The 20,990-nt window shown below is 50.8% G+C and carries 25 protein-coding genes and 2 pseudogenes; 18 read left to right on the top strand and 9 right to left on the bottom strand.

The window, feature by feature from the left end:
• The first annotated feature begins 39 nt into the window (after positions 1-39).
• On the top strand, positions 40-1,341 hold the full coding sequence (locus C816_RS22570; RefSeq protein ID WP_016321782.1) for an FRG domain-containing protein: 1,302 nt from the start codon (positions 40-42) through the stop codon (positions 1,339-1,341).
• A 173-nt stretch (positions 1,342-1,514) separates the two neighbouring features.
• On the opposite strand, the gene C816_RS07450 is transcribed toward C816_RS22570, so the two are convergent.
• Together C816_RS07450 and C816_RS07445 are read right to left on the bottom strand one after the other, a co-directional pair.
• Positions 1,515-2,456 (bottom strand): recombinase family protein, encoded by a 942-nt coding sequence (locus C816_RS07450; RefSeq protein WP_371254366.1) that lies wholly within the window; start codon positions 2,454-2,456, stop codon positions 1,515-1,517.
• A complete protein-coding gene (locus C816_RS07445) occupies positions 2,443-2,646 on the bottom strand; it encodes a hypothetical protein (protein ID WP_016321780.1) in 204 nt (67 codons plus the stop codon). The genes C816_RS07450 and C816_RS07445 overlap by 14 nt, the downstream gene beginning before the upstream one ends.
• Positions 2,647-3,049: 403 nt before the next feature.
• Here C816_RS07445 and C816_RS07440 point away from each other — a divergent pair, with 403 nt between their 5' ends.
• The 4 genes and pseudogenes from C816_RS07440 to C816_RS07425 all read left to right on the top strand — a co-directional run bounded on the left by C816_RS07440 (position 3,050) and on the right by C816_RS07425 (position 6,251).
• A complete protein-coding gene (locus tag C816_RS07440) occupies positions 3,050-3,907 on the top strand; it encodes a GNAT family N-acetyltransferase (RefSeq protein ID WP_016321779.1) in 858 nt (285 codons plus the stop codon).
• Entirely contained in the window at positions 3,900-5,225 is a 1,326-nt protein-coding gene (locus C816_RS07435) for an MATE family efflux transporter (protein ID WP_016321778.1), read from the top strand. The genes C816_RS07440 and C816_RS07435 overlap by 8 nt, the downstream gene beginning before the upstream one ends.
• Before the next feature lie 391 nt (positions 5,226-5,616).
• On the top strand, positions 5,617-6,057 hold the full coding sequence (locus C816_RS07430; RefSeq protein WP_016321777.1) for an RNA polymerase sigma factor: 441 nt from the start codon (positions 5,617-5,619) through the stop codon (positions 6,055-6,057).
• A pseudogene (locus C816_RS07425) lies at positions 6,047-6,251 on the top strand (helix-turn-helix domain-containing protein). The gene C816_RS07430 and the pseudogene C816_RS07425 overlap by 11 nt, the downstream one beginning before the upstream one ends.
• A gap of 439 nt (positions 6,252-6,690) precedes the next feature.
• Here the strand turns inward: C816_RS07425 and C816_RS07420 are convergent.
• On the bottom strand, positions 6,691-7,323 hold the full coding sequence (locus C816_RS07420; protein ID WP_016321775.1) for a DJ-1/PfpI family protein: 633 nt from the start codon (positions 7,321-7,323) through the stop codon (positions 6,691-6,693).
• Between the two features lie 296 nt (positions 7,324-7,619).
• Positions 7,620-7,961: a hypothetical protein gene (locus tag C816_RS23540; protein ID WP_051147062.1), complete on the bottom strand. Its 342-nt coding sequence runs from the start codon at positions 7,959-7,961 to the stop codon at positions 7,620-7,622.
• Between the two features lie 134 nt (positions 7,962-8,095).
• On the opposite strand from C816_RS23540, the gene C816_RS07410 reads away from it, so the two are divergent.
• Together C816_RS07410 and C816_RS07405 are read left to right on the top strand one after the other, a co-directional pair.
• Positions 8,096-9,028 carry a helix-turn-helix transcriptional regulator gene (locus C816_RS07410; RefSeq protein ID WP_016321774.1) on the top strand — a complete coding sequence of 311 codons (933 nt, stop codon included), beginning with the start codon at positions 8,096-8,098 and terminating at the stop codon, positions 9,026-9,028.
• Between the two features lie 173 nt (positions 9,029-9,201).
• A complete protein-coding gene (locus C816_RS07405; protein WP_155978946.1) occupies positions 9,202-9,663 on the top strand; it encodes a transposase in 462 nt (153 codons plus the stop codon).
• 633 nt (positions 9,664-10,296) lie between these two features.
• Here the strand turns inward: C816_RS07405 and C816_RS21705 are convergent.
• Complete coding sequence (locus C816_RS21705; RefSeq protein WP_051147061.1) at positions 10,297-10,593, bottom strand: IS3 family transposase; 297 nt, start codon at positions 10,591-10,593, stop codon at positions 10,297-10,299.
• Between the two features lie 741 nt (positions 10,594-11,334).
• Between C816_RS21705 and C816_RS23530 the strand changes: the two genes are divergently transcribed.
• Positions 11,335-11,691 carry a hypothetical protein gene (locus C816_RS23530; RefSeq protein ID WP_155978945.1) on the top strand — a complete coding sequence of 119 codons (357 nt, stop codon included), beginning with the start codon at positions 11,335-11,337 and terminating at the stop codon, positions 11,689-11,691.
• Here C816_RS23530 and C816_RS24825 read toward each other — a convergent pair.
• A pseudogene (locus C816_RS24825) lies at positions 11,636-11,941 on the bottom strand (transposase family protein); the annotation flags it as partial. The gene C816_RS23530 and the pseudogene C816_RS24825 sit on opposite strands and share 56 nt — an antisense overlap.
• A gap of 147 nt (positions 11,942-12,088) precedes the next feature.
• Between C816_RS24825 and ychF the strand changes: the two are divergent.
• The 10 genes from ychF to C816_RS24820 all read left to right on the top strand — a co-directional run bounded on the left by ychF (position 12,089) and on the right by C816_RS24820 (position 19,345).
• Positions 12,089-13,198, top strand: coding sequence for a redox-regulated ATPase YchF (gene ychF, locus C816_RS07395; protein ID WP_016321773.1), 1,110 nt, complete (start codon positions 12,089-12,091; stop codon positions 13,196-13,198).
• On the top strand, positions 13,191-13,403 hold the full coding sequence (locus C816_RS07390) for a hypothetical protein (protein ID WP_016321772.1): 213 nt from the start codon (positions 13,191-13,193) through the stop codon (positions 13,401-13,403). The genes ychF and C816_RS07390 overlap by 8 nt, the downstream gene beginning before the upstream one ends.
• A 142-nt stretch (positions 13,404-13,545) precedes the next feature.
• Complete coding sequence (locus C816_RS07385; protein ID WP_016321771.1) at positions 13,546-14,082, top strand: RNA polymerase sigma factor; 537 nt, start codon at positions 13,546-13,548, stop codon at positions 14,080-14,082.
• Positions 14,024-14,956, top strand: a complete 933-nt coding sequence (locus C816_RS07380) for a hypothetical protein (RefSeq protein WP_016321770.1) — start codon at positions 14,024-14,026, stop codon at positions 14,954-14,956. The genes C816_RS07385 and C816_RS07380 overlap by 59 nt, the downstream gene beginning before the upstream one ends.
• A 166-nt stretch (positions 14,957-15,122) precedes the next feature.
• A complete protein-coding gene (gene thrH / locus C816_RS07375) occupies positions 15,123-15,722 on the top strand; it encodes a bifunctional phosphoserine phosphatase/homoserine phosphotransferase ThrH (RefSeq protein WP_016321769.1) in 600 nt (199 codons plus the stop codon).
• A gap of 17 nt (positions 15,723-15,739) precedes the next feature.
• The gene (locus tag C816_RS25315; RefSeq protein ID WP_016321768.1) at positions 15,740-15,874 is read left to right on the top strand and encodes a hypothetical protein; all 135 of its coding nucleotides are present in this window, start codon (positions 15,740-15,742) and stop codon (positions 15,872-15,874) included.
• A gap of 18 nt (positions 15,875-15,892) precedes the next feature.
• Entirely contained in the window at positions 15,893-17,173 is a 1,281-nt protein-coding gene (locus C816_RS07370) for a DUF1015 domain-containing protein (protein WP_016321767.1), read from the top strand.
• A gap of 60 nt (positions 17,174-17,233) precedes the next feature.
• Complete coding sequence (ispE, locus tag C816_RS07365) at positions 17,234-18,115, top strand: 4-(cytidine 5'-diphospho)-2-C-methyl-D-erythritol kinase (RefSeq protein WP_016321766.1); 882 nt, start codon at positions 17,234-17,236, stop codon at positions 18,113-18,115.
• Positions 18,116-18,188: 73 nt separating this feature from the next.
• Complete coding sequence (gene spoIIR / locus C816_RS07360; protein ID WP_016321765.1) at positions 18,189-18,830, top strand: stage II sporulation protein R; 642 nt, start codon at positions 18,189-18,191, stop codon at positions 18,828-18,830.
• Positions 18,831-19,105: 275 nt separating this feature from the next.
• Positions 19,106-19,345, top strand: a complete 240-nt coding sequence (locus C816_RS24820; protein ID WP_242832154.1) for a hypothetical protein — start codon at positions 19,106-19,108, stop codon at positions 19,343-19,345.
• 61 nt (positions 19,346-19,406) lie between these two features.
• Here C816_RS24820 and C816_RS21695 read toward each other — a convergent pair whose 3' ends face one another.
• From C816_RS21695 to C816_RS07345, 3 genes are all read right to left on the bottom strand, one after another.
• The gene (locus C816_RS21695; RefSeq protein ID WP_016321764.1) at positions 19,407-19,586 is read right to left on the bottom strand and encodes a phage protein Gp27 family protein; all 180 of its coding nucleotides are present in this window, start codon (positions 19,584-19,586) and stop codon (positions 19,407-19,409) included.
• 257 nt (positions 19,587-19,843) lie between these two features.
• Complete coding sequence (locus C816_RS07350; RefSeq protein WP_016321763.1) at positions 19,844-20,155, bottom strand: hypothetical protein; 312 nt, start codon at positions 20,153-20,155, stop codon at positions 19,844-19,846.
• A 12-nt stretch (positions 20,156-20,167) separates the two neighbouring features.
• Positions 20,168-20,884, bottom strand: coding sequence for a phage protease (locus tag C816_RS07345; protein ID WP_305809321.1), 717 nt, complete (start codon positions 20,882-20,884; stop codon positions 20,168-20,170).
• Positions 20,885-20,990 lie beyond the last annotated feature (106 nt).

Below are 20,990 nucleotides of genomic sequence, written 5' to 3'. Positions count from 1 at the left end.
GACAAATAGCCATAATTATGAGGATAGAGTACAATAGCAATGGGTCATCAGTCATCAATTGTAGACAAAGATTTGTTGTACATCAAAGAAATAGCAAATTTCTCTTTTGTTTCGGAAATTTTATTCCAGACAGTATATATTAAGCTTTTTACAGATGGCTATGTATACTGTAAAGACGGACTTTTCCAGACCAATAAAGATAGTCTAAAGAAACAGCTACAAACCAGCATTTTCAAAACTGTTCTTGATGATAAAAAACCATCTTCATTTTCCGATGTTCTTGCTTGTTTTTCTAAAATCAATTTGACATCTGAAGGTCATGCACCATTCACCAACGTAGAATGTCAAAGTATCTTGTACATATTATTGGCACCTGCTTCTAAGGAATTGTATTCCACTGTGCTTTTAACTATTTTGCAACACCTTTATCCCCAATCTGATAAATATATTACGAAAGATGAATCGTTCATTGTTCGTAATGATATAGAGCTAATACAAATTTCATCAGTAGAACGTTTTATATCCGAAATCTCAAAAATATCTGAAACGCAAAACCATTTCTTTCGAGGTCATTCTAATATCAACTATATCTCAGTCCCATCGCTTTTTAGAGAAAGCCGCTTATACAAAAATGAATACATGATGTACCAAGAACTCGTCATACGATGCCCAGACTCATTTGTTCACTGCACGTCACACCTTGATTTTCTAGTCGAAATGCAGCACTACGGTTTACCAACAAGATTGCTAGACGTTACATCTAATCCATTAGTTGCCCTCTATTTTGCCTGTGAAAGAGGAAATATTCCTGGTGAGGTGCTTATGTATGAGGTTTGTAGTAGTGATCTCAAATATGAAAAGTGCGAGGAAGTAGCAATCTTATCAAGTCTCCCAATGCTTACTTTCTCAAAACAGCAGACTTTGTTGTCCATATTGAGGGGAGGAGTTCGTCTACTTTGCTCCGCTTATGAGGAATTTAGACATGAAGTTTTGTCCGAGTGTCCTTCGTTTTGTGGAGATATTTCATTTCAAGAGGTTGCAAATCCAGTATTTGTAAAACCAATTAGAAAAAATCAAAGAATTGCACATCAAGAAGGGGCGTTCATAATTTGGGGATTAGATGAATCTTTTTATAATAACCAGGAAGTTACATATGGTCAACAAAGCACTAAAGATTATAGGTATATCTGTAATGGGAAAAAGCTTGTATTTTATATTCCGGCAGATAAAAAAGGACGAATACTCGAAATTCTGAATCGAATTGGGATTAATAAGGCATATGTTTATCCAGAAATTGATGATGTTGCAGAGTATATAAAATCTAGAGTAACCGAAACGTAAATGTCGAGAACAACAAGTCCGTTTCTTATATCACTTTGTTCAATATAAGTAAAATATACAATTGCAAAAGTGCGGACTATTATAAAAATTATGATCTATTTCATTTTGGAAGAAAGTACAATTTTTTCTGAATTTGGCCGTAAGGATACGATATTGATGTGCATCTTTTTTATCTACACAAGAAACACAAGCTGCTTTTCCGCCGGATTGTAACATTTCTTTTTAGTCTTGTAAGACTGGACAAAAGTTTTGAAGTTTACTGTATGCCCTTGGTACTCTGGACGTTCCAAAATAAATGTTACCGTTTCGGCACTCCAACGGCAGGGGTTATTTTGCGGAGTGTTTCTTGTTGGGCATCCGTTCTGCATGAAATAGACTGTCGGAGTGACTATTTTTTCTTCTTTCAGAATACGGGCAATCTGTGTCGGTCCGTACCCCTCTAAGCATAAGCGGAAAATCCGGCGCACCACTTTGGCGGCTTCTTCATCTACAATCCAATGCTTTTTGTTGTCGGGGTCTTTCATGTAGCCGTAGGGCGGGTTACTGCAAAGATGTTCCCCCGCTTCCCCCTTTGACTTCATCACAGCGCGAATTTTCTTACTTGTGTCCTTTGCGTACCACTCGTTTATGATGCTCAAAAACAGAGTGAAGTCGCTGTCCTGCTGGTTCGCGCTGTCTATGCCGTTGTTAATGGCAATAAACCGCACGTCTTTCTCGGCAAAGAGGACTTCGGTGTAAAAGCCTACTTTCAGATAGTCACGCCCTAACCGTGACATATCCTTAACAATCAATGTTGACACTTCGCCGTTTTCAATCCGTTCCAGTAGTTCGCCCCAACTCGGACGGTTGAAATTCGTACCCGAATACCCGTCGTCCACGAAAAACAATGTGTTTGAAAAGTGGTTTTCTTTTGCGTATTTACTTAAAATCGCCTTTTGATTTACAATGCTGTTGCTGTCGCCCTGTAATTCGTCGTCGCGTGATAAGCGGCAATAGAGGGCGGTAATTTTGTCAGACTGCCTTAACATAATTTCTGCTCCTTTCGTCGGCGGGCAGTCTGCCAATACAGGATTGCTTGAAGCTATTATAGCGGCTTCCCGTTCATTCTTCAACATCTTTTTCTGCTTTTTCCTGTCCCATAAGGCGCAGAACCTTGTGGGGCAGGCTCCTTTCTCCGTCATAGCTTCCCGTAAAGCGGTAGAGCGTCCTGCCGGATTTTATCGCCACTTCCTGTTTTGGCATTTCTTGATATAGTGGATTTTTTACCACGATATGCCCGTCCTTGATTTTCCGTTTCCGTTCCATTCCTTTCCCGTCCTTTCTTTGTTTGTTAAAGTGATAAGTTTCGGAGCAAGCATAGGAAACGGGTACCCATTTCCGTAAATCTGCCCGTCTGCGCTATGGCTTGCCGGACAGATTTTGCTTGTTGGGAAGTATCCCAAACCCTCTTGAAAATCCTTTCATTACCTACAACATCACACAAGGCGTTTTTGACGGAGTTTTGAGAAAAATTCTTCAAAAAGTTTTCCTTGTTTCTTAATACGGGGAAGTTTGGGAAATGCCAATGTATCAGAAGAAAATTTCTAAAAATCTTTCTTATCGGGGTAGACTGTTGTATACTGGTAAATACTTGCCTTAAAACCGCAAGATATATGAAAAGCGGAATGAAATATCCTGCTATAATGCGGAGAGAAAGGAGGAAGTTGCAATGCCGGGGAATATCAAAAATGTAATGGCGGCAATCGACTATATCGAAAGCCACCTGCATGAAAGACTGGACTTGGAAACAGTTGCGGGGGCTGTACATTATTCAAAGTATCATCTGCACCGAATGTTCACAGGTACGGTAGGGTTGACAATCCATGATTATGTACAACGCCGCCAGTTGACCGAAGCCGCAAAACTGCTTGTACTTTCCGATAGACCAATCCTTGAAATTGCGCTTTCTGCCGGATATGAGAGTCAGCAGTCTTTTACGGATATTTTCAAAGCCATGTATAAAAAATCCCCTAATAGGTACAGGGAGGAGGAAGAATTTTATCCATTGCAGCTAAGACATGTCTTGAATGAAAATCCTACAGATTTAGAGGAAAAAGAATGGCAGGATAAAATCGTCTTTGCAACACAGGAAGATATACCCAAATGGATAGAACTGGTTCACCTTGTCATTGACGGTTTCCCGCACTTGGACGAAAAACAATATCTTGCACAGTTACAGGAGTATATCAAAAATAAGCGGGCATTGATTTTGAAAGACACTGATACGGCAATCGGGATTATGGCGTTTAATGAGGTGACGGGGAGCATTGATTTCTTTGGGGTACACCCACAGTATCGGAAAAGAGGGATAGCGAAAGTGTTTTGTGAAAAAGCATTATGTGAACTTGCACGTTCCGCACAGATTAGCGTGACAACTTTTCGGGAGGGCGACAAGGCAGACACAGGTTATCGGGAGGTATGGGGAAGTCTTGGTTTCACTGAAGCGGAACTGTTAATTGAATTTGGCTATCCGACACAGCGTTTTATACTTCACAGAGAAAAATCGGAGGGCGGGGACAATGAGTGACTTAAATCCACTATCACAGAACTTTACAATAAAATCGTTGCTGAAATTTGCATTTCCGACAATTTTGATGATGATATTCATGGGGCTGTATACAGTCGTTGACACAATTTTTGTAGCACGATTTGTAGATACAAATGCGCTTTCGGCATTGAATATCGTCTGCCCTGTTATCAATCTGATTGTCGGTCTTGGAACGATGCTTGCAACCGGAGGAAGTGCGATTGTAGCCTGCAAAATGGGAGCAGGAGAACATAAAAAGGCGGCACAGGATTTTACGCTGATTATATCAGCGGGCATTTTGTTAGGTGTATTGATTTCAGTGTTGGGAACGGTTTTTATTGACAGGATTGTATGGGGACTTGGAGCGAACAGTATTCTATTTCCATACTGTAAAGAATACCTTTTTATCCTGCTGTTATTCACGCCCGCAAGTATCCTGCAAGTGCTTTTTCAAAATCTTATCGTAACGGCGGGACGCCCCGGAATGGGTATGGTGCTTGGTGTAAGCGCAGGAATCGTAAATATTTTACTGGACTATATTTTTATGGTGCCGCTTCACATGGGCATTAAGGGGGCGGCATTTGGTACGGGCATTGGCTATATGATACCAGCGGTGATTGGATTGTGGTTCTTTTCCGCAAAGAGAGGCAGTCTGCATTTCAGGAAGCCAGTCTTAGATTTTTCCGTATTGGCTGAAAGCTGTACCAATGGTTTTTCGGAAATGGTAAGTCAGGCGGCAACAGCGGTTACAACATTCCTTTTTAACCGCATTATGATGAAACTGCATGGAGTTGCGGCAATCACAATCATTATCTATACACAGTTTTTTTTAAGTGCCCTTTACATAGGCTTTTCTATGGGAGTAGCCCCTGTTATCAGCTATAACTATGGGAAGCAGGAGGTCAAACAGCTAAAGAATGTATTTTCTATTTGTATGCGGTTCATTGTCTTTGTTTCGGTCACTGTTTTTGCAGTAGCTTTTATTTTTGGTTCGCCGTTGGTTGGTTTTTTTTCAGAAAAAGGAATGCCTGTTTATGAAATTGCACGAAACGGATTTTTGATTTTTCCCTTTAGCTTTTTGTTTTGCGGGCTGAACATTTTTACCTCTGCCACATTTACAGCATTATCAAACGGGAAGCTGTCAGCAATTTTGTCGTTCCTGCGGACTTTCGGACTGATTACAGTGCTGTTGCTTACATTGCCGAATATTTGGGGCGTAACAGGGGTATGGCTTGCAGTACCTATAGCAGAACTAATCACTATGGTTGTAGCATTGGTTTTTCTTCATCAGAACAGAGAGAAGTACCATTACGCATAAAAGAAGATGTTCATGCCGTCCGGCGGTTAATAAAAAAACCGTTGTGTGGCGGCAAAATCATCATGCGCCAAAACAGAATATAAGCGGCTGAACGGCGGTTTTGAAATAACAATCAAAGCCGCCGTTTTTATGTGGCAGGAAAGTTTTCATAGATATGGCGGTATTGTGAGGTACTGCTATGTCTGTTTTTTATTTCATGGGTAGTTTTGGCTATGGTGAATTATCAAAAAAATCCTGTCTTATGGAATGGGATTTTCTGCCTATGAGTATGAACACACATATCATTTAGTATGTCTTAATTACTCGTATTACCCCAATGCCTGTATTGCTTCATGCTGTGTGGGCGTTTGCTGTAATAGCCCCCTACTGGGAAGAAAGGGGGTGAGAGAAAATGAGATATTCTGAACAGTTCATGGAGCATATCGAATATGCGTTCAATGCGTTCTGCAAGGTTGTCCTGCGCCATGAAGCCATTAACGCATGGCGGGATTTGAAGCGGAAAGCGGAACGGGAAATATCCCTCGACTATCTGATGTCAGAACGATATTTTGAACCGTCTGCTATGGACAGTTACTTTGAAAAGCAGGACAAACCGACTGTATTTCTTGTGTTGGGAAAGGAAGTAATAGTTGACGATGAACGGTTGGCGACAGCATTGTCAAGATTGCCGCAATTAAGGCGGGAAGTTCTGTTGCTTTATTACTTCATTGGCTATCGTGATGAAGCAATCGGAAGATTGTACAGATGTTGCAGAAGTACAATAAACCACAGGAGAAATGTTGCACTGAAACAGTTACGGAAAGAATGGGAGAGAATGGAACATGAGGAATAAAAAGCTGATACCTTTTGAGATAATCCAAAAAGCTGTTGCCGGAGAGCCGGAAGCGATAGACGCAGTATTGCGGTATTACAACGCACATATTAAATACCTGTCTATATATTAAGGGGCATATCAATGACGATATGCAGGACAGGCTAAAGGCGAAACTGGTTGAAGCTATATTGAAATTCCGTTTCGACCGATAGGGAGTAGCAAAGACAGGAAAAGCTGTCAAGGGTAAACTTCGCGCTACGCGCCCTTGACAGCTTTTCCCACCTTTGCTTGTGGGTAGTCAAGAGGGCGAAATCAGTAGACTGCTTTCGCCCTCGATTTATTATGGGGATTGTTACGCAGTAGGAGGTGTTTTACCCTTGATTTATGCGGCTTTGCGGGCGTTAAAATGACGGGGTAAGGGTTTTATATGTCTGCCCTCAAAAATAGCGTTCTATTGCGTAACAAAGTGAAAAAGACAGGCAAGAAACGGTTTGCTTCTTACTTGTCTTTTTCTGCACCCTGTATGGCAGTTACCCTATTTCAGTTTGTTGGTTGATACTGTTTTATGAGTAGCTATCATACGACGGCTTTTTTCTTTTGCCATCGCGCGGCAGTTTTATGTATTGTGTTCTTATCTGTAAAAAGGGCAGGTCATTTGCTGGTTGGTAAGGTCTGCGTGAGAGCAAAGAAATGTTGCTTCTTGCCACTGCTGAAATAGTTATACCACGCTTCCAGCGTATCAGGCTGAAAGACTTCCAAACGCTCAATGATTTGTTTTGACCATAACAAAGCCCCAGTGGAGCTTGCGGTAATCAAGTTGTGGTCTGCAACAGAGGGGTTATCAACATAGAAGTGCTGTCCTTTGTAATGGGGACAACACATTTCAAGGTATCCCATTCCATTGCTGGTGTGCGGGCGGTGATCCAGCAGGTCAGCATTTGCCAATGCAACAGTGGCACCGCAGATGGCACATACCGTACCACCTGCCAAAAGAAGGTCTCCTGCTTTTTCAATAATAGCACCATGCTTCAGGTCGTCCCAGGTGTTTGCTCCTGGTAGCAGTAATACACTCTTTTCGTTCACCGCAATATCGCTGATGGAGCAGTCAGGAATGATAGTGAAGCCGCCCATTGTCTTGACAGGCCCTTTTGAGATACCGGCTGTTTTGATCGATATATTCGGCGCATCCTTTTTGAAAAAGCGTTTAGAATTTAGTTCTGCGGTCACATACCCCAGTTCCCAATCTGCCAGGGTATCAAGGGTATAAACATAGACTGTAATCATGCCTTTCCTCCGTTTTCATTTTATATTTGCTGTTAGGATCTGTTCACATAAGGGCATCGATAATGAGAGCAAAATGAACAAAGGGTAAGAAAATAATATCCAGTTTATCATAGCGAGTGAAAATACGACGAAACCGTTTGATGCGGCGAAAAAGCCTTTCAAGCTGATTGCGCTGTTTGTACAATTGCTTATTATAGTTCCAAGGATTTTTCGATTGTGTTTTGGCGCAACAACTGGTATATAACCAAACTCCACTGCCAAAGCCCTCGTCTCATCCCCTTCATAGGCCCGATCCATCAGAAGAGAAACCGGATAGGCAGCCGAACCGAGCCGCCGCAAAAGAGCACGACCTTCTGAACCATCGCCGCAGTTTCCGGCAGACAACGAAAAGATTGCCCCGTCTCGATCAGATGCGGCGGCCATATGAAGTTTGGTATTCCATCCGCCCCGCGTTCTCCCGATGGACTGGGTGCCGCTTTTTTCAAAGCCCCCATCCCGTCAGGATGAACCTTGATGAAGGTGGAATCCAGCCTGATTATATTTATTTGGGTTTGGATGATTCCCAACTGTTGTAAGCGCAGAGATACTGCGTGTAAAACGCCCTTCTTCGCCCAGCGGTTTACCCGGACATAGATCACATGCCAATCTCCGTATTCTTTGGGCAGGCTCCGCCTGTGAACAGACCCTGGTTTTTTCATTGTACCAATCAATCGTTGACAGCAGTATGGCAACAATCTATAATGAAAGAGAATTTTGGAAAGGCGGCTATGAAATGAAAGTTGACAGGCTTGTTAGCATTATTATGACGCTCCTCGATAAAAAGCGTATAGGCGCACAGGAGCTGGCAGATATGTTTGAAGTTTCGCCCCGTACAATCTATCGTGACATAGATGCAATCAATATGGCGGGTATTCCCATTCGCTCAATTTCGGGAGTTGGAGGCGGCTTTGAAATTATGCCAGAGTACAAGATTGATAAAAATGTTTTTTCGACTGCCGATCTTTCCGCAATCTTGACGGGACTTTCCAATCTTTCCAATATGGTACGAGGTGATGAACTTGTAAACGCTCTTGCAAAAGTCAAGAGTTTCATCCCTGCCGATAAAGCGAATGATATTGAAATAAAGATAAATCAAATCTGTGTAGATTTAAGCCCATGGTCGGGCAACAAAAATATCCAACCATACTTGCAAATGATTAAAGTAGCTTTAGAGGGTTACAAACTACTTTCCTTTGAATACATAGCTCACCATGGAAATAAAACTGTGAGAACGGTTGAGCCATACCAGCTCGTATTAAAAAGCGGCCACTGGTATTTTTATGGGTATTGTTATAGCAGGAGCGACTATCGCCTATTCAGACTATCCAGAATGTCGAATTTGCAGATAAAGCAGGAAACTTTTGCCCCACGGGGTTATCAAAAACCGATTTTGGATTTTGAGGAAATTATAGAAACGATGCAGACAGAAATTAAAATACGCATCCACAAATCTGTGCTGGATAGGGTGCTTGAATTTTGCACCTATGACCACTTTTTTCCAGATGGTGACGAACATTACGTTGTAAATTTTCCGTTCATTGAAAACGAATATTACTATGATATTCTCTTTAGCTTTAGCGATAAATGCGAGTGCCTTGAGCCTCTACATATCCGTGCAAAGATGAAGCAAAAAATATACGATATAGCTGCGATATATAGTAAATAACACCACAAACAGCAAAAAAGCAATCAGCAATAATAATGCTGATTGCTTTTTGCTCCATAGCATATTTGAATTTGTTGTCAGCAACTCCGCATAGATTTTTTGTGGTCTTGTCCATATCAGCGATTTCAGGGTCTGTTCACATGAGTAGAATTGTGTTATGATGAAAAAAAGGAATTACAAAAACAGAGGAAACCGGCAAAATTAGTAACCTGGATGTGTTAAACGCAGTGCTATACGTAGTGGAAAATAAGTGCAAATGGCGGAGCCTGCCCAAAGAATACGGAGATTGGCATGTGATCTATGTCCGGGTAAACCGCTGGGCGAAGAAGGGCGTTTTACACGCGGTATCTCTGCGCTTACAACAGTTGGGAATCATCCAAATCCAAATAAATATAATCAGGCTGGATTCCACCTTCATCAAGGTTCATCCTGACGGGATGGGGGCTTTGAAAAAAGCGGCACCCAGTCCATCGGGAGAACGCGGGGCGGATGGAATACCAAACTTCATATGGCCGCCGCATCTGATCGAGACGGGGCAATCTTTTCGTTGTCTGCCGGAAACTGCGGCGATGGTTCAGAAGGTCGTGCTCTTTTGCGGCGGCTCGGTTCGGCTGCCTATCCGGTTTCTCTTCTGATGGATCGGGCCTATGAAGGGGATGAGACGAGGGCTTTGGCGGTGGAGTTTGGTTATATATCAGTCGTTGCGCCAAAACGCAATCGAAAAATCCTTGGAACTATGATAAGCAATTGTACGAACAGCGCAATCAGCTTGAAAGGATTTTTCGCCGCATCAAACGGTTTCGCCGTATTTTCACTCGCTATGATAAACTGGATGTTATTTTCTTACCCTTTGTTCATTTTGCTCTCATGTTCGACGCGCTTATGTGAACAGACCCTAGAATACCCCAGAACTCTTCCATCGGAGCATGAGCAAGACGCTTGCCAGGACGGGACATGCTCTGGCAAATGTGCTTCTCCTCCATTCTTTTCCTGAAAGCGTGGCCCGTATATTGTGCGCCTCGATCGCTAAGAACCAAGAGCTTGTCAACGGAAAATTGCAGGAATGCTCTGTCAACGGTCTACAGAACCAAGGCGGTATTATTTTTCGGCCCACAGAAAAAGAAACGCTATTCCGCCCATATAGATCCAGAACAGCGTTCAATTATGCTTTGTGTCCGTTCCCATATTTGAAATCAGTTGTGTCTGTCAGCCATTTTTCGTTTTGATGGTAAACTATAAATTCTCTGTTCAGGATATTTTCAGCAATATTAAGAGTGCAGGCCAAGGATGCGTATGATGCAATAAACACGTTTAAGATTACGCTTGATCCCATACCGCCGTTCCATGATCAGCTTCATCTGACGGTAATCGGCGATGCCGTGCCGGCTCTGGTATATCCCGGAAATCAAAGCTGCCAGTTTCTCAGTATCAGACTGCTTTTGGCTGACAACCCGTTTCTCCCACTTATAATAGGCGGCTCGGCTGACATCGACTGCTTCGCAAAGCTTATATAAAGGCCAGCCCTGTTCCTCATGCAGCTGTTGGATGATTTGATATTCTATCAAACTCCGGATTCCGCTGGAAGCCGCTTCTCCGCCCCTTTGAAATTGGTATTGCTGAAGCTTGCACCGGACAGCCAATTTCAGTTCTAAAGCAGCGTTTTTTCTTTCAGTTTCTTATTTTCTGTTATGACCTTAGAAATCTTCTTTTTTCGCTTGCCGAGCAATCTTGTCAGACCGCCCTCGTGATACACTTTTACCCAGCGATAAATCGTTGATAAGTACAATCGAATTTGGCTGCCGTCTCTTTACTGCCGCTTTGATGTTCCCGGATAACGCTGATGTTGCATTCGATGCCGCAATCTTGTTAAGGCGCCCGTTTCCACAAGATATTCCCTTACTGCGCACAGTTCTCATTCAGCTTTTACTTGACTGCTTATAGCCATATAAAAACGCCTCTCATCGCGTAATTTTTACAAAATTTCTCTTCTGCTTGTCTAGGCCCTGTTTGAAAAGAGTCAAAACGCCCAAACGGTGGATCTTTATCCGGCACTCTGCGTTAAATGTTCTTGCCGGGTGTCAGCCCGCCTGCAAAAATTTGCCTTGATTGGCGAAAAATCTCTCGCCGTTGGGCATTCCGCCTTTTTTCAAACAAGGCCTACCCTATGGGGAGCATACCAGAGGCTTTTCTCAGCGAAAAACTGATGATTTGAGCGTTGGTAGCTATTGAGAAATGAGGAACATTATGCTAAAATACGAAGTCGTTGCAATAGCTGTTCTCCTTCTGTAGTGGAAGGGGTGCGGTAAATGGGTAAAAACCCCAGAGGCAAAGAAATCGGAAAAGGAATTTCTCAAAGAAAGGATGGTTTATACTGCGCAAGATTTGTCAATAAGCGTGGAAAACGTCAGGAAAGGTGCTTTTCTGCTCTTCCAAGAGCACGAAACTGGTTGGATGATGCCAAGCATACCGATAAATATGGGAACGCTTTTACCCCGTCAATCATGACTGTTGATATAGTGTTGGGCATCTGGCTCCCAACACCTGCTGGCACTGCCAGGAATGATATATCAATAATATCCAACCTGTGCCAGATAGCATCTGCACGAATCAAGAACGAACGGCAGCGCAAACAGCGATACAACGAACCTGCGCCGCAGCAATAAACGCATTAATGTTTTGGCATAACGAGCAGCGATACGCCTCCAGCGTTTCAGGCTCAGGAAACAGTTTTCTACCAGATGACGCAGTTTGATAGAGATACTTGTCGTATTCGCGCTGTTCCCTGCGATTCCTTTTGGGAGGAATTGCGGTCTCCATACCTGCTGAGACTGCATAGACCAGGATGTCATTTGTGTCATAGCCCCGGTCTGCCGGCAGAACTTGCGCAGAAATACCCTCGGTCAGGCGGACGGCCTCTTTCTGTAATTATGTCTATGTGACAGATAATTCGTTGTGCAATGCCGTGTATCAGTTTGAGAAACGCAGCGGAGCGTAAAATGGCGCAGCAGCCATCGATCAAACATGGGAAACCCCTTGAAAATAAAGGAGATGTAGAGTGATATGAAATTAGGCATCGTGGGACTGCCCAACGTGGGCAAGTCCACTCTGTTCAACGCCATTACCAACGCCGGCGCCGAGAGCGCCAACTACCCCTTCTGCACCATCGACCCCAATGTGGGCATGGTGGCCGTGCCGGACGAGCGGCTGGACAAGCTGGCGGAGATGTACGAGCCGGACAAGAAGACCCCGGCGGTCATCGAGTTCGTGGACATCGCGGGCCTTGTGAAGGGGGCCAGCCAGGGGGCGGGCCTGGGCAACAAATTCCTGGCCAACATCCGGGAGACGGACGCCATCGTCCACGTGGTACGCTGCTTTGACGACGAGAACATCATGCACGTGGTGGCCGACGCCGGCACCAACGTCCCCGTGGATCCCCTGGGGGACATTGAGACCATTGACCTGGAGCTCATCATGGCGGACCTGGAGATGGTGACCCGCCGGGTGGAGAAGGCCCAGAAGGCCGCCAAGGGGGACAAGAAGTTCCTCCGTGAGGCGGAGGTCTTCAAGGCCTTGGCGGAGCACCTGAACGCGGGAAAATCCGCCCGGACCTACCAGTGCGGCGAGGAGGACATGGCCCTGATCGAGACCTGCGACCTTCTGAGCCTCAAGCCCATTATCTACGCCGCCAACACCGACGAGGACGGCTTCACAGACCTGGACGGCAACCAGTACTACCAGCAGGTGAAATCTCTGGCGGAGAAGGAGGGCGCCCAGGTGCTGCCCATCTGCGCCAAGCTGGAGCAGGACATCGCCGAGCTGGAGGGCGAGGAGCGGCAGATGTTTCTGGAGGAGCTGGGGGTGCGGGAATCCGGCCTGGACCGGCTCATCAAGTGCTCCTACACCCTGCTGGGCCTTATCTCCTTCTTAACCTACGGCAAGGACGAGTGCCGGGCCTGGACCGTCAAAAAGGGCACCAAGGCCCCCAAGGCCGCCGGCAAGATCCACACCGACATTGAGCGGGGCTTTATCCGGGCGGAGGTCATCGCCTACGGGGACATGATGAAGTGCGGCAGCGTCAACGCCGCCAAGGAAAAGGGCCTTCTCCGCAGCGAGGGCAAGGAGTACGTGGTCCAGGACGGCGACATGATCTACTTCCGCTTCAATGTGTAAGATGACGGATCAGGAGCGGCTGGCGGCCTATGAGCGGATGTACGAAGACCTCCTGCGGGAGCAGGCGGGCGTGCTGGAGAAGCTGGAGGCGCTGCGGAGCGCCGGAAAGCAGCGGGGCGCCGCCTTCCAGCAGCTGCTGGCCCAGAAGCTGACGCTTCAAAACCTCATCGGCAGGTTCGAAACCTACGGCATCAGACCGGAATAGGGATTGGAGGGCGGACGCATCGGCGTCCGCCCTTTCCGCGTGGAAAAAATTTTTTCTTCGGCTGAAACAATCCGGCCCCACCGGACGTATTATCAGTGAAAGGCGCTTTTCAACCGAAATATTGACAAAAGGAGGCATTGTTATGAAAGACCGGGAAGGTTTTCTCCGCAATGCCATGGAGGCCCACGGCGGGGCGGTGTACCGCCTGGCCCTGTGCCGCCTCCAAAATGCGGCGGACGCGGAGGACGTCTACCAGGACGTGTTCCTCCGCCTGCTGGGGGAGGAGGCCCGGGACTGGGACGGCGAGTATTTGAAGGCCTGGCTCCTCCGGACGGCGCTGAACCGCTGTGTGGATGTCCAGCGGTTCCGTCTGCGGCGGACGGCGCTGTCCCTGGACGAGGTGCCGGAGCTGGCCCGCCCCGCGGACGACGAGGCGGCGGAGCTCTGGGAGGCGGTGTCCCGCCTGCCGGAGGGGGAGCGGACGGCGGTACACCTGCACTATGCGGAAGGGTACCGCACAGAGGAGATCGCCGCCATGCAGCATGTCCCCGCGGCCACGGTGCGCACCCGGCTCCGCCGGGCGAGAATGAGACTGAAGGACTTGTTAGGAGGTACGGACGATGAGCAGGAACAAGTATCAGAATGTAGTGGAGAACATCTGCGTGCCCACAGGGCTTGAGGAGCGGGTCCTGGCCGCCGCCCGGCGGCAGGGAACGGAGAACAAACGCATGGCAAAGGGATGGTTCCGCCCCGCGGCCCGCATCGCGGTCTGCGCCATGTGCGCCCTGACCCTGGTGCTGGGGAGCGTACGCCTGCGGACCCCCGCCGCTCCCGCGGACGCCGCCCCGGAGGGCGGAAATGTGGAGAGCGTCCGGCGTGAGGAAGGCCCCCAGGTGTTCCCCCTGTCGCTGTCCTTCGGCCTGACGGCCTATGCCGCCGACACCGGGGATGCCTTCCCTGCCCGGGAGGACGGCGCCATCGCCTTTTCCGCAGGCGAAGGGATGATCAATCCCGGGGAGGGGGACTTCACCGGATGCCTCTTCCAGGTCACCGGGGAGGATATCGCCTCCGTGTCCCTCTCCATTGACCGGGGCGGGCTGTACCGCTACCGGCTGCTGGAGAACCTGACGGAGGAGGAGCTGGCCTACTACCGCGAGCACATGGGCACGCCGGAGCTGGCCACCGCCTCCATCAGCCAGACTGACGACGGCGTGTGGTACATGCCGGAGATGTCGGCTCTGGGGAGCAGCGTTCAGGAGGACTACGACCCCGACACCCGCTACGGCTTCTGGGTCGCCCCGGAGGACATGGCCTGGAACACGGGACTCGGCATCTCCGCCGAGGCGCAGAGGGACGCCGACTACTTTGACGGCGCGGTCCTCACCGTCACCGCCGTGTTTGAAAACGGCGGGGAGCACACCCAGACCTACCGCCTCCACAGCGGCAATCTGAAGGTGGAGTGGACGGAGGACAATGTTCTCACCGTCCTGCCGGAGCTGGCGGGGGACGATGACCTCTGGGTCTACGGCATCTACGCCGTGCCGGAGGAATAAGGATTTTTCCGGAGCGGGCCGCCATTGGCGGCCCGCTCATTGGTCCGTCCGCCGCCCAAAGCGCAAAAGAAGATTGCAAATCATCCGCCGGTATGATATGGTTACTACAGAGCAAAGAATACAGCACACAAGACGCGGCGCACAGCTGCGGAATGGGAGGAACAGCATGAATATCGTATGTTTGGATATGGAGGGCGTCCTGGTGCCCGAGATTTGGATCGCCTTCTCCGAGGCCAGCGGCATTCCTGAGCTGCGGCGCACCACCCGGGATGAGCCCGACTATGATAAGCTGATGAAATTCCGCCTGGGAATCTTGAAGGAGCACGGCCTGGGCCTGAAGGAAATTCAGGCCGCCATTGCTAAAATCGACCCTCTGCCCGGCGCGAAGGAGTTTATGGACGAGCTGCGGACCCTGACCCAGGTCATCATCCTCAGCGACACCTTCGAGGAGTTTGCCAAGCCCCTGATGGAAAAGCTCAACTGGCCCACTATCTTCTGCAACTCCCTGGAGGTGGCGGAGAGCGGAGAGATCACGGGGTACAAAATGCGCTGCGAGAAGTCCAAGCTCACCACCGTCAAGGCACTCCAGTCCATCGGCTACGACACCATCGCCGCCGGGGACAGCTTCAACGATTTGGGCATGATCCAGGCCAGCAAGGCCGGATTTTTGTTCAAGAGCACGGAGCAGATCAAAAAGGACTATCCCCAGCTGCCCGCTTATGAGGAGTTCGCCGATCTGCTGAGCGCCATCAAGGCGGCGCTCTGACCGGCGGAGAAGCGACCATGGAGTTTGTAACGATCTGCTGGGAGGTGTTCAAGGGGCCGCTGGCGGTTTTGGCCGCCCCCGCTGCCCCCCTGCTGCTGATCTGCCTTGCAGGCATTGCCGTTATGACCATTCGGGAGTTTCGGAAAAAATAAGAGAAGAGGAGACGCGACATGAACGAGAAATTCAAGGCCCTGGGCTTCTATCCCGCCGACATCCTGCTGCCAAAGGACGCGGACATGACGAAGTGGGCCGTGGTGGCCTGCGACCAGTTCACCTCTCAGCCGGAGTACTGGCAGGCGGTGGAGGAGACCGTGGGAGACGCCCCCTCCACCCTTCGCCTGATCCTGCCGGAGGCGCGGCTGAACGACCCGGAGGTGGACAGCCATATCCGAAGCATCAACGGCTCCATGCAAAACTACCTGGACGAGGGCGTGTTCAAAGCACTGCCGGATTCCCTCATCTACATTGAGCGCACCCAGTCCGACGGCAGGGTCCGCCGGGGGCTCATCGGCATGGTGGATCTGGAGCAGTACGACTTCACCCCTGGCTCCGGCGCCCTGATCCGGGCCACCGAGGGCACGGTGCTCTCCCGCATCCCGCCCCGGGTGCGGGTCCGGCAGGACGCGCCCATTGAGCTGCCCCACGTGATGCTCCTCATCGACGACCCGGAGCGGACCGTCATCGAGCCTCTGGCGTCCGCCGGCGGGGAGATGGAGAAGCTCTATGACTTTGACCTCCAACAGGGCGGCGGCCATCTCGCCGGTTGGCGGCTGACGGCGGCCCAGACGGACGCCGCGGCGGAGGCCCTGGCGGCCCTGTGCACGGAGGCGGAGACGGAGAAGAAGTACGGCTTGAAGGGCGCGGCCCCGCTGCTCTTCGCCGTGGGCGACGGCAACCACTCCCTGGCCACCGCCAAGCAGTGCTACGAGAACCTGAAAAAGGTCACCCCCGAGAGTGAGCGGGCCGCCCTCCCCGCCCGGTATGCCCTGGTAGAGGTTGTGAACAACCACGACGATGCCCTGACCTTCGAGCCCATCCATCGGGTGGTCTTCGGCGTGGAGCCGGAAGCGCTGCTGGAGGCCTTCAAGGCCTATTACCCCGGCGCCCACGAGGGCCGGGGGGAGGGCCATACCATCGCCTACACCTGCGCCGGCCGCACCGGCTTTGTCACCGTGCCCCAGCCCAAGGTTCAGCTGGCGGTGGGCACCCTCCAGGCCTTCCTGGACAGCTACGTGCAGGATCACGGCGGCGAGATCGACTATATCCACGGCGATGAGGTCACCGACGAGCTGGGAAGCAAGCCCGGCAACATCGGCTTCAAGCTCCCCGCCATGGGCAAGGAGCAGCTGTTCAAGACCGTCATGGCCGACGGCGTGCTGCCCCGCAAGACCTTCTCCATGGGCCACGCCCAGGATAAGCGCTATTACGTGGAGGCCCGGAAGATCAAATAATGTACCGCCCCGCGCCGCCGGAAACGCGGCGCGGGGTGTCTTACAGAAAGAAGAGATTGTATGAAGGCCATAAAAAGGTCCGCTCCGGCGAAGATCAACCTGGCCCTGGACATCCTAGGCCCCAGGCCGGACGGCTATCACGAGATGCGGATGGTGATGCAGACCGTGTCCCTGTGCGACACGGTGACACTGGCGGAGGGGGCGGCGGGCTTCTCCCTGGATGCGGACGGGGACTTTCTCCCGGCGGAGGGGAAGACGCTGGAGCAGCGGGCGGCGGAGGCCTTCTTCCGGGAGCTGGACCGCCCCTGCCCGCCCCTGGCCGTCAGTCTGGAAAAACAAACCCCGGCCTACGCCGGCCTGGGCGGCGGCAGCGCCGACGTGGCGGCCCTCCTGCGCCTTCTGCGGCAGTGGTACGCCCCGGAGCTGCCCACAGAGACCCTGGAGCGGATCGGCCTGACGGTGGGCAGTGACATGCCCTTTTGTGTCCGTGGCGGCACCGCCCTGGCGGAGGGCCGGGGGGAGGTCCTGACGGATCTGCCGCCCCTGCCGCCCTGCCGGATCGTGATCTGCAAGCCGGACTTTGACCTCCCCACGGCGGAGCTCTTCGCCCGGGTCCGGGGAAGGGTGTTCCAGGGCCGACCGGATATTGACGGCATGGTGAATGCCCTGGGGACAGGGTGCCTTGAGGGTGTCGCAAAGCGGCTTTACAACGTGTTCGAGGAGGTCCTGCCGGAGGAGGCGCGGCAGGAGGTCCGGGGAATCAAGACGGCGCTGCTGCGATGCGGGGCGCTGGGTGCGGCAATGAGCGGCTCCGGCCCCGCGGTATTCGGCCTCTTTCAAACGGAGGAGGAGGCGCTTCCCGCCCTGGAATCCATGCGGATGTGGTATGCCCAGACCTTCCTGGTTCAGCCGGTGGGGCGGCTGGACGGCCCTGTGGTTTAGAAACGAAAATTCCTGTCCATACTTATGAAGGACGCCGGGAGACCGGCATACATAAGTAAAGGACGGAATCGGTATGAAAACCTCTGTTGGCCCCAAGAATAAGCTGAAACTGATTGAAATTGCCCTGCTGATCGGCCTTGCGGTGTTCCTGGCCTCCGGAGGCCTTGCCCTGCGGGCCCAGAGCCAGCTGGCGGAGCGGGTGGTGCGGCTCCATGTGCTGGCCAACTCCGACGGCGAGGAGGACCAGGCACTGAAGCTGCTGGTGCGGGACCGGGTGCTGGCCCGGGCCACGGAGCTTTTGACCCAGGCGAAGGACCGAACAGAAGCGGAAGCGCTCCTCCGGGCGGAGCTGCCGGAGCTGGAGGCCCTGGCGGTTCGGGAGCTGCGGGCCAACGGCTGCGCCTACCCGGTGACGGCGAAGCTGACAGACACGGAGTTTCCCACCCGGGAGTACGACGGCTTTACCCTGCCCGCCGGGGAGTACCTGGCGCTGCGTGTGGTGATCGGCGAGGGAGCGGGACGGAACTGGTGGTGCGTGGTGTTCCCGCCCCTTTGCACCGCCGCCTCCGCCGACGTCCCCGCCGCCGCCTTGGCGGCAGGTCTCACAGAGGACCAGGTGGGCCTTATCACGGAGGAGGACCGGGGCTATGTGCTGAAATTCAAGGCCGTGGAGTGGTGGGAGGAGCTGCGGGCGCGCCTGGAGGGCGCCGAATAGTGCGGAGCTGTACCAATCTGCGCACGGCGCCTATTGAGATGTGATGTATAAAGGGTCCTTAAAATGATACGGCAAACTAAGACGATCCCTATATTAGTGCTATTGTAAAGAGACACACAAAATGTAATTGAAGAACGTTGATAAAGATTGAAATATCCGAAATTAAACGGTGCTTAAATGAAACCACCTGAGAGGAAACTGAATAAGTATGCACAACGGCAACGCGAACGGCCCGCCCCAAACGATTCGGGACGGGCCGCTAACTGCTTTACCTGGTGGAATTAGACATCGGCATCAACGACTACTTTTTCGCGAGCCCGGTCCAAGACGCTACGAAGTTCCTCCGCAAGCTCCGGGTGTTGCTTGATTGCCTCCAAAAGCTCAACCTCCATTTGGTCAAAAGCAAGTTCCGCCTTTCGGTTTATGGCGGCGGTGCGCTTTCGATTGGCCTCGGCTCTGGAGAGCTGGACAAACAACCGTCCCGCCTTCTCAATTCTCAATGGGCATGTCGTTGAACTCTTCCTCGGCGGAGGAAATTTTCTGCAGCAAGCCGCTCTTGAGGATGGCGCTGGTGGCCTAGGTGGTGTCCAGGTCGGGATTCCTGCCGATGAAATCGACATCGGCCTTGGTCTTCTCCAGGTCGTCAGCGATGCGCTGGGCCGCTTCAAATACGTTGAAGGCATACCGGGACAAAGACGCCTGGCTGACCTTATAGCCTTTCTCAGAAAGCCACGCAAGAATATTGGCGTAGCTCATATTGTAGTTGCCTAGGCCATGTTTGAAAAAAGTCAAAACGCCCAAACGGTGGATCTTTATCCGCCACTCTAAGTTAAATGTTCTTGCCGGGCGTCAGCCCGCCTGCAAAAATTTGCCTTGATTGGCGAAAAAATCTCTCGCCGTTGGGCATTCTGCCATTTTTCAAACAAGGCCTAAGCGCTCATCGACACCTTGCAGGATATCCTTGGGGAGTTGGTACATTTTTGCGTCGGAGTGCGGCTTTCTAGGCTTTCCCATTACAGGTCAATCCCCGATTCCGTATCGCCACCGTTTTCAATGAAACGGACGCCTTTCGTTGTGAGCCGTGCCACGCCGTCACGGGTGTAGGCTTTATCAGGCGTGACGCTTTTGTCGGTGAACTCAATGAACCCCATGTCATAGAGATACTTCAAAGGCTCCCAAATGTCCGGGTCGGTAACCATGCTGTTCCGCACAAGGTCATTGGAGATACGGCGGACAGCCAAGGCACCGCGATAACCTCTCACCAGCATGCGGAGGATATAACCTCTAACAGCGGCATTGTGACGGGCGGCATTCTCAAAACTCATGTTGAACCCTCCTTAAATATTTCCGTACTTCTTGATGTCTTCAGCGGACAGGCCCATCAGCTCGTGCGCTCTGGAACGAGGGCGCGGACTTGCGGGAAGCGGGCCGTAGTCAAGCTTACCCATCGGGACCACCTGTGGTGCGGTCTTGAGCCAACGGGCAAATCCATCCGGGTCGTTCAGCGCCTGGGCAAACGCCGTATCGTGCTGCCAAGCCATGAGCTTCCCTTCTTTCAAGGCTTCCGTTACGATACTGTCAGCCTTCATTTTGACAATCTCAAACTGGCACGCGCCTGCTTTCAGCTGCATAGAATCTCGTTCCTCCAGCAGGGCGGAAACGGCTTTGCAGGTATCCTCCATAGTTGTGGAGGGGTCGAGCTGCAAAAGCTTCGCCAGAGCCGCCAGTGTGCTGCCGCTGCCGTCTTCCGATTCTTCCGAGGACACCTCGTCCAGGCCCGGCTTGTCGCTGTTCGCGATAGCTTCCATAGTGTCAATTGCGAGGGTATTGGTGAGGGCGGCGGAATGCAGCTCCATAACCTTGCGGTCTTCTTTTCGGATATTGATAACCGGAGAAATGTAGCGGTATTCTTTGTTCTCCAGATATTCGGCGGCACGCTTCGTCCAGTCCACCGCTCTATAAAAGCCGTCGTCTTTGAGAACAAAGTCCTTAATCCAGCCCGCCGCCGGGACTTGCATGTCCTTTAAAGTCTGGTGCTCATAATCAATAGAGATTTCCAGCTTTCTCTAGAGGAACTTGTTTCGAATGCTCTGAAACGACTCGTTGTCTACCAGAAAATCCCCCTTTGTACTATGCACCACTCCCAGGGGAAGAAGTTTT

Source organism: Oscillibacter sp. 1-3 (assembly GCF_000403435.2).
Classification (GTDB): Bacteria; Bacillota; Clostridia; order Oscillospirales; family Oscillospiraceae; genus Oscillibacter.
This window is presented reverse-complemented; position numbering and strand designations above follow the sequence as displayed.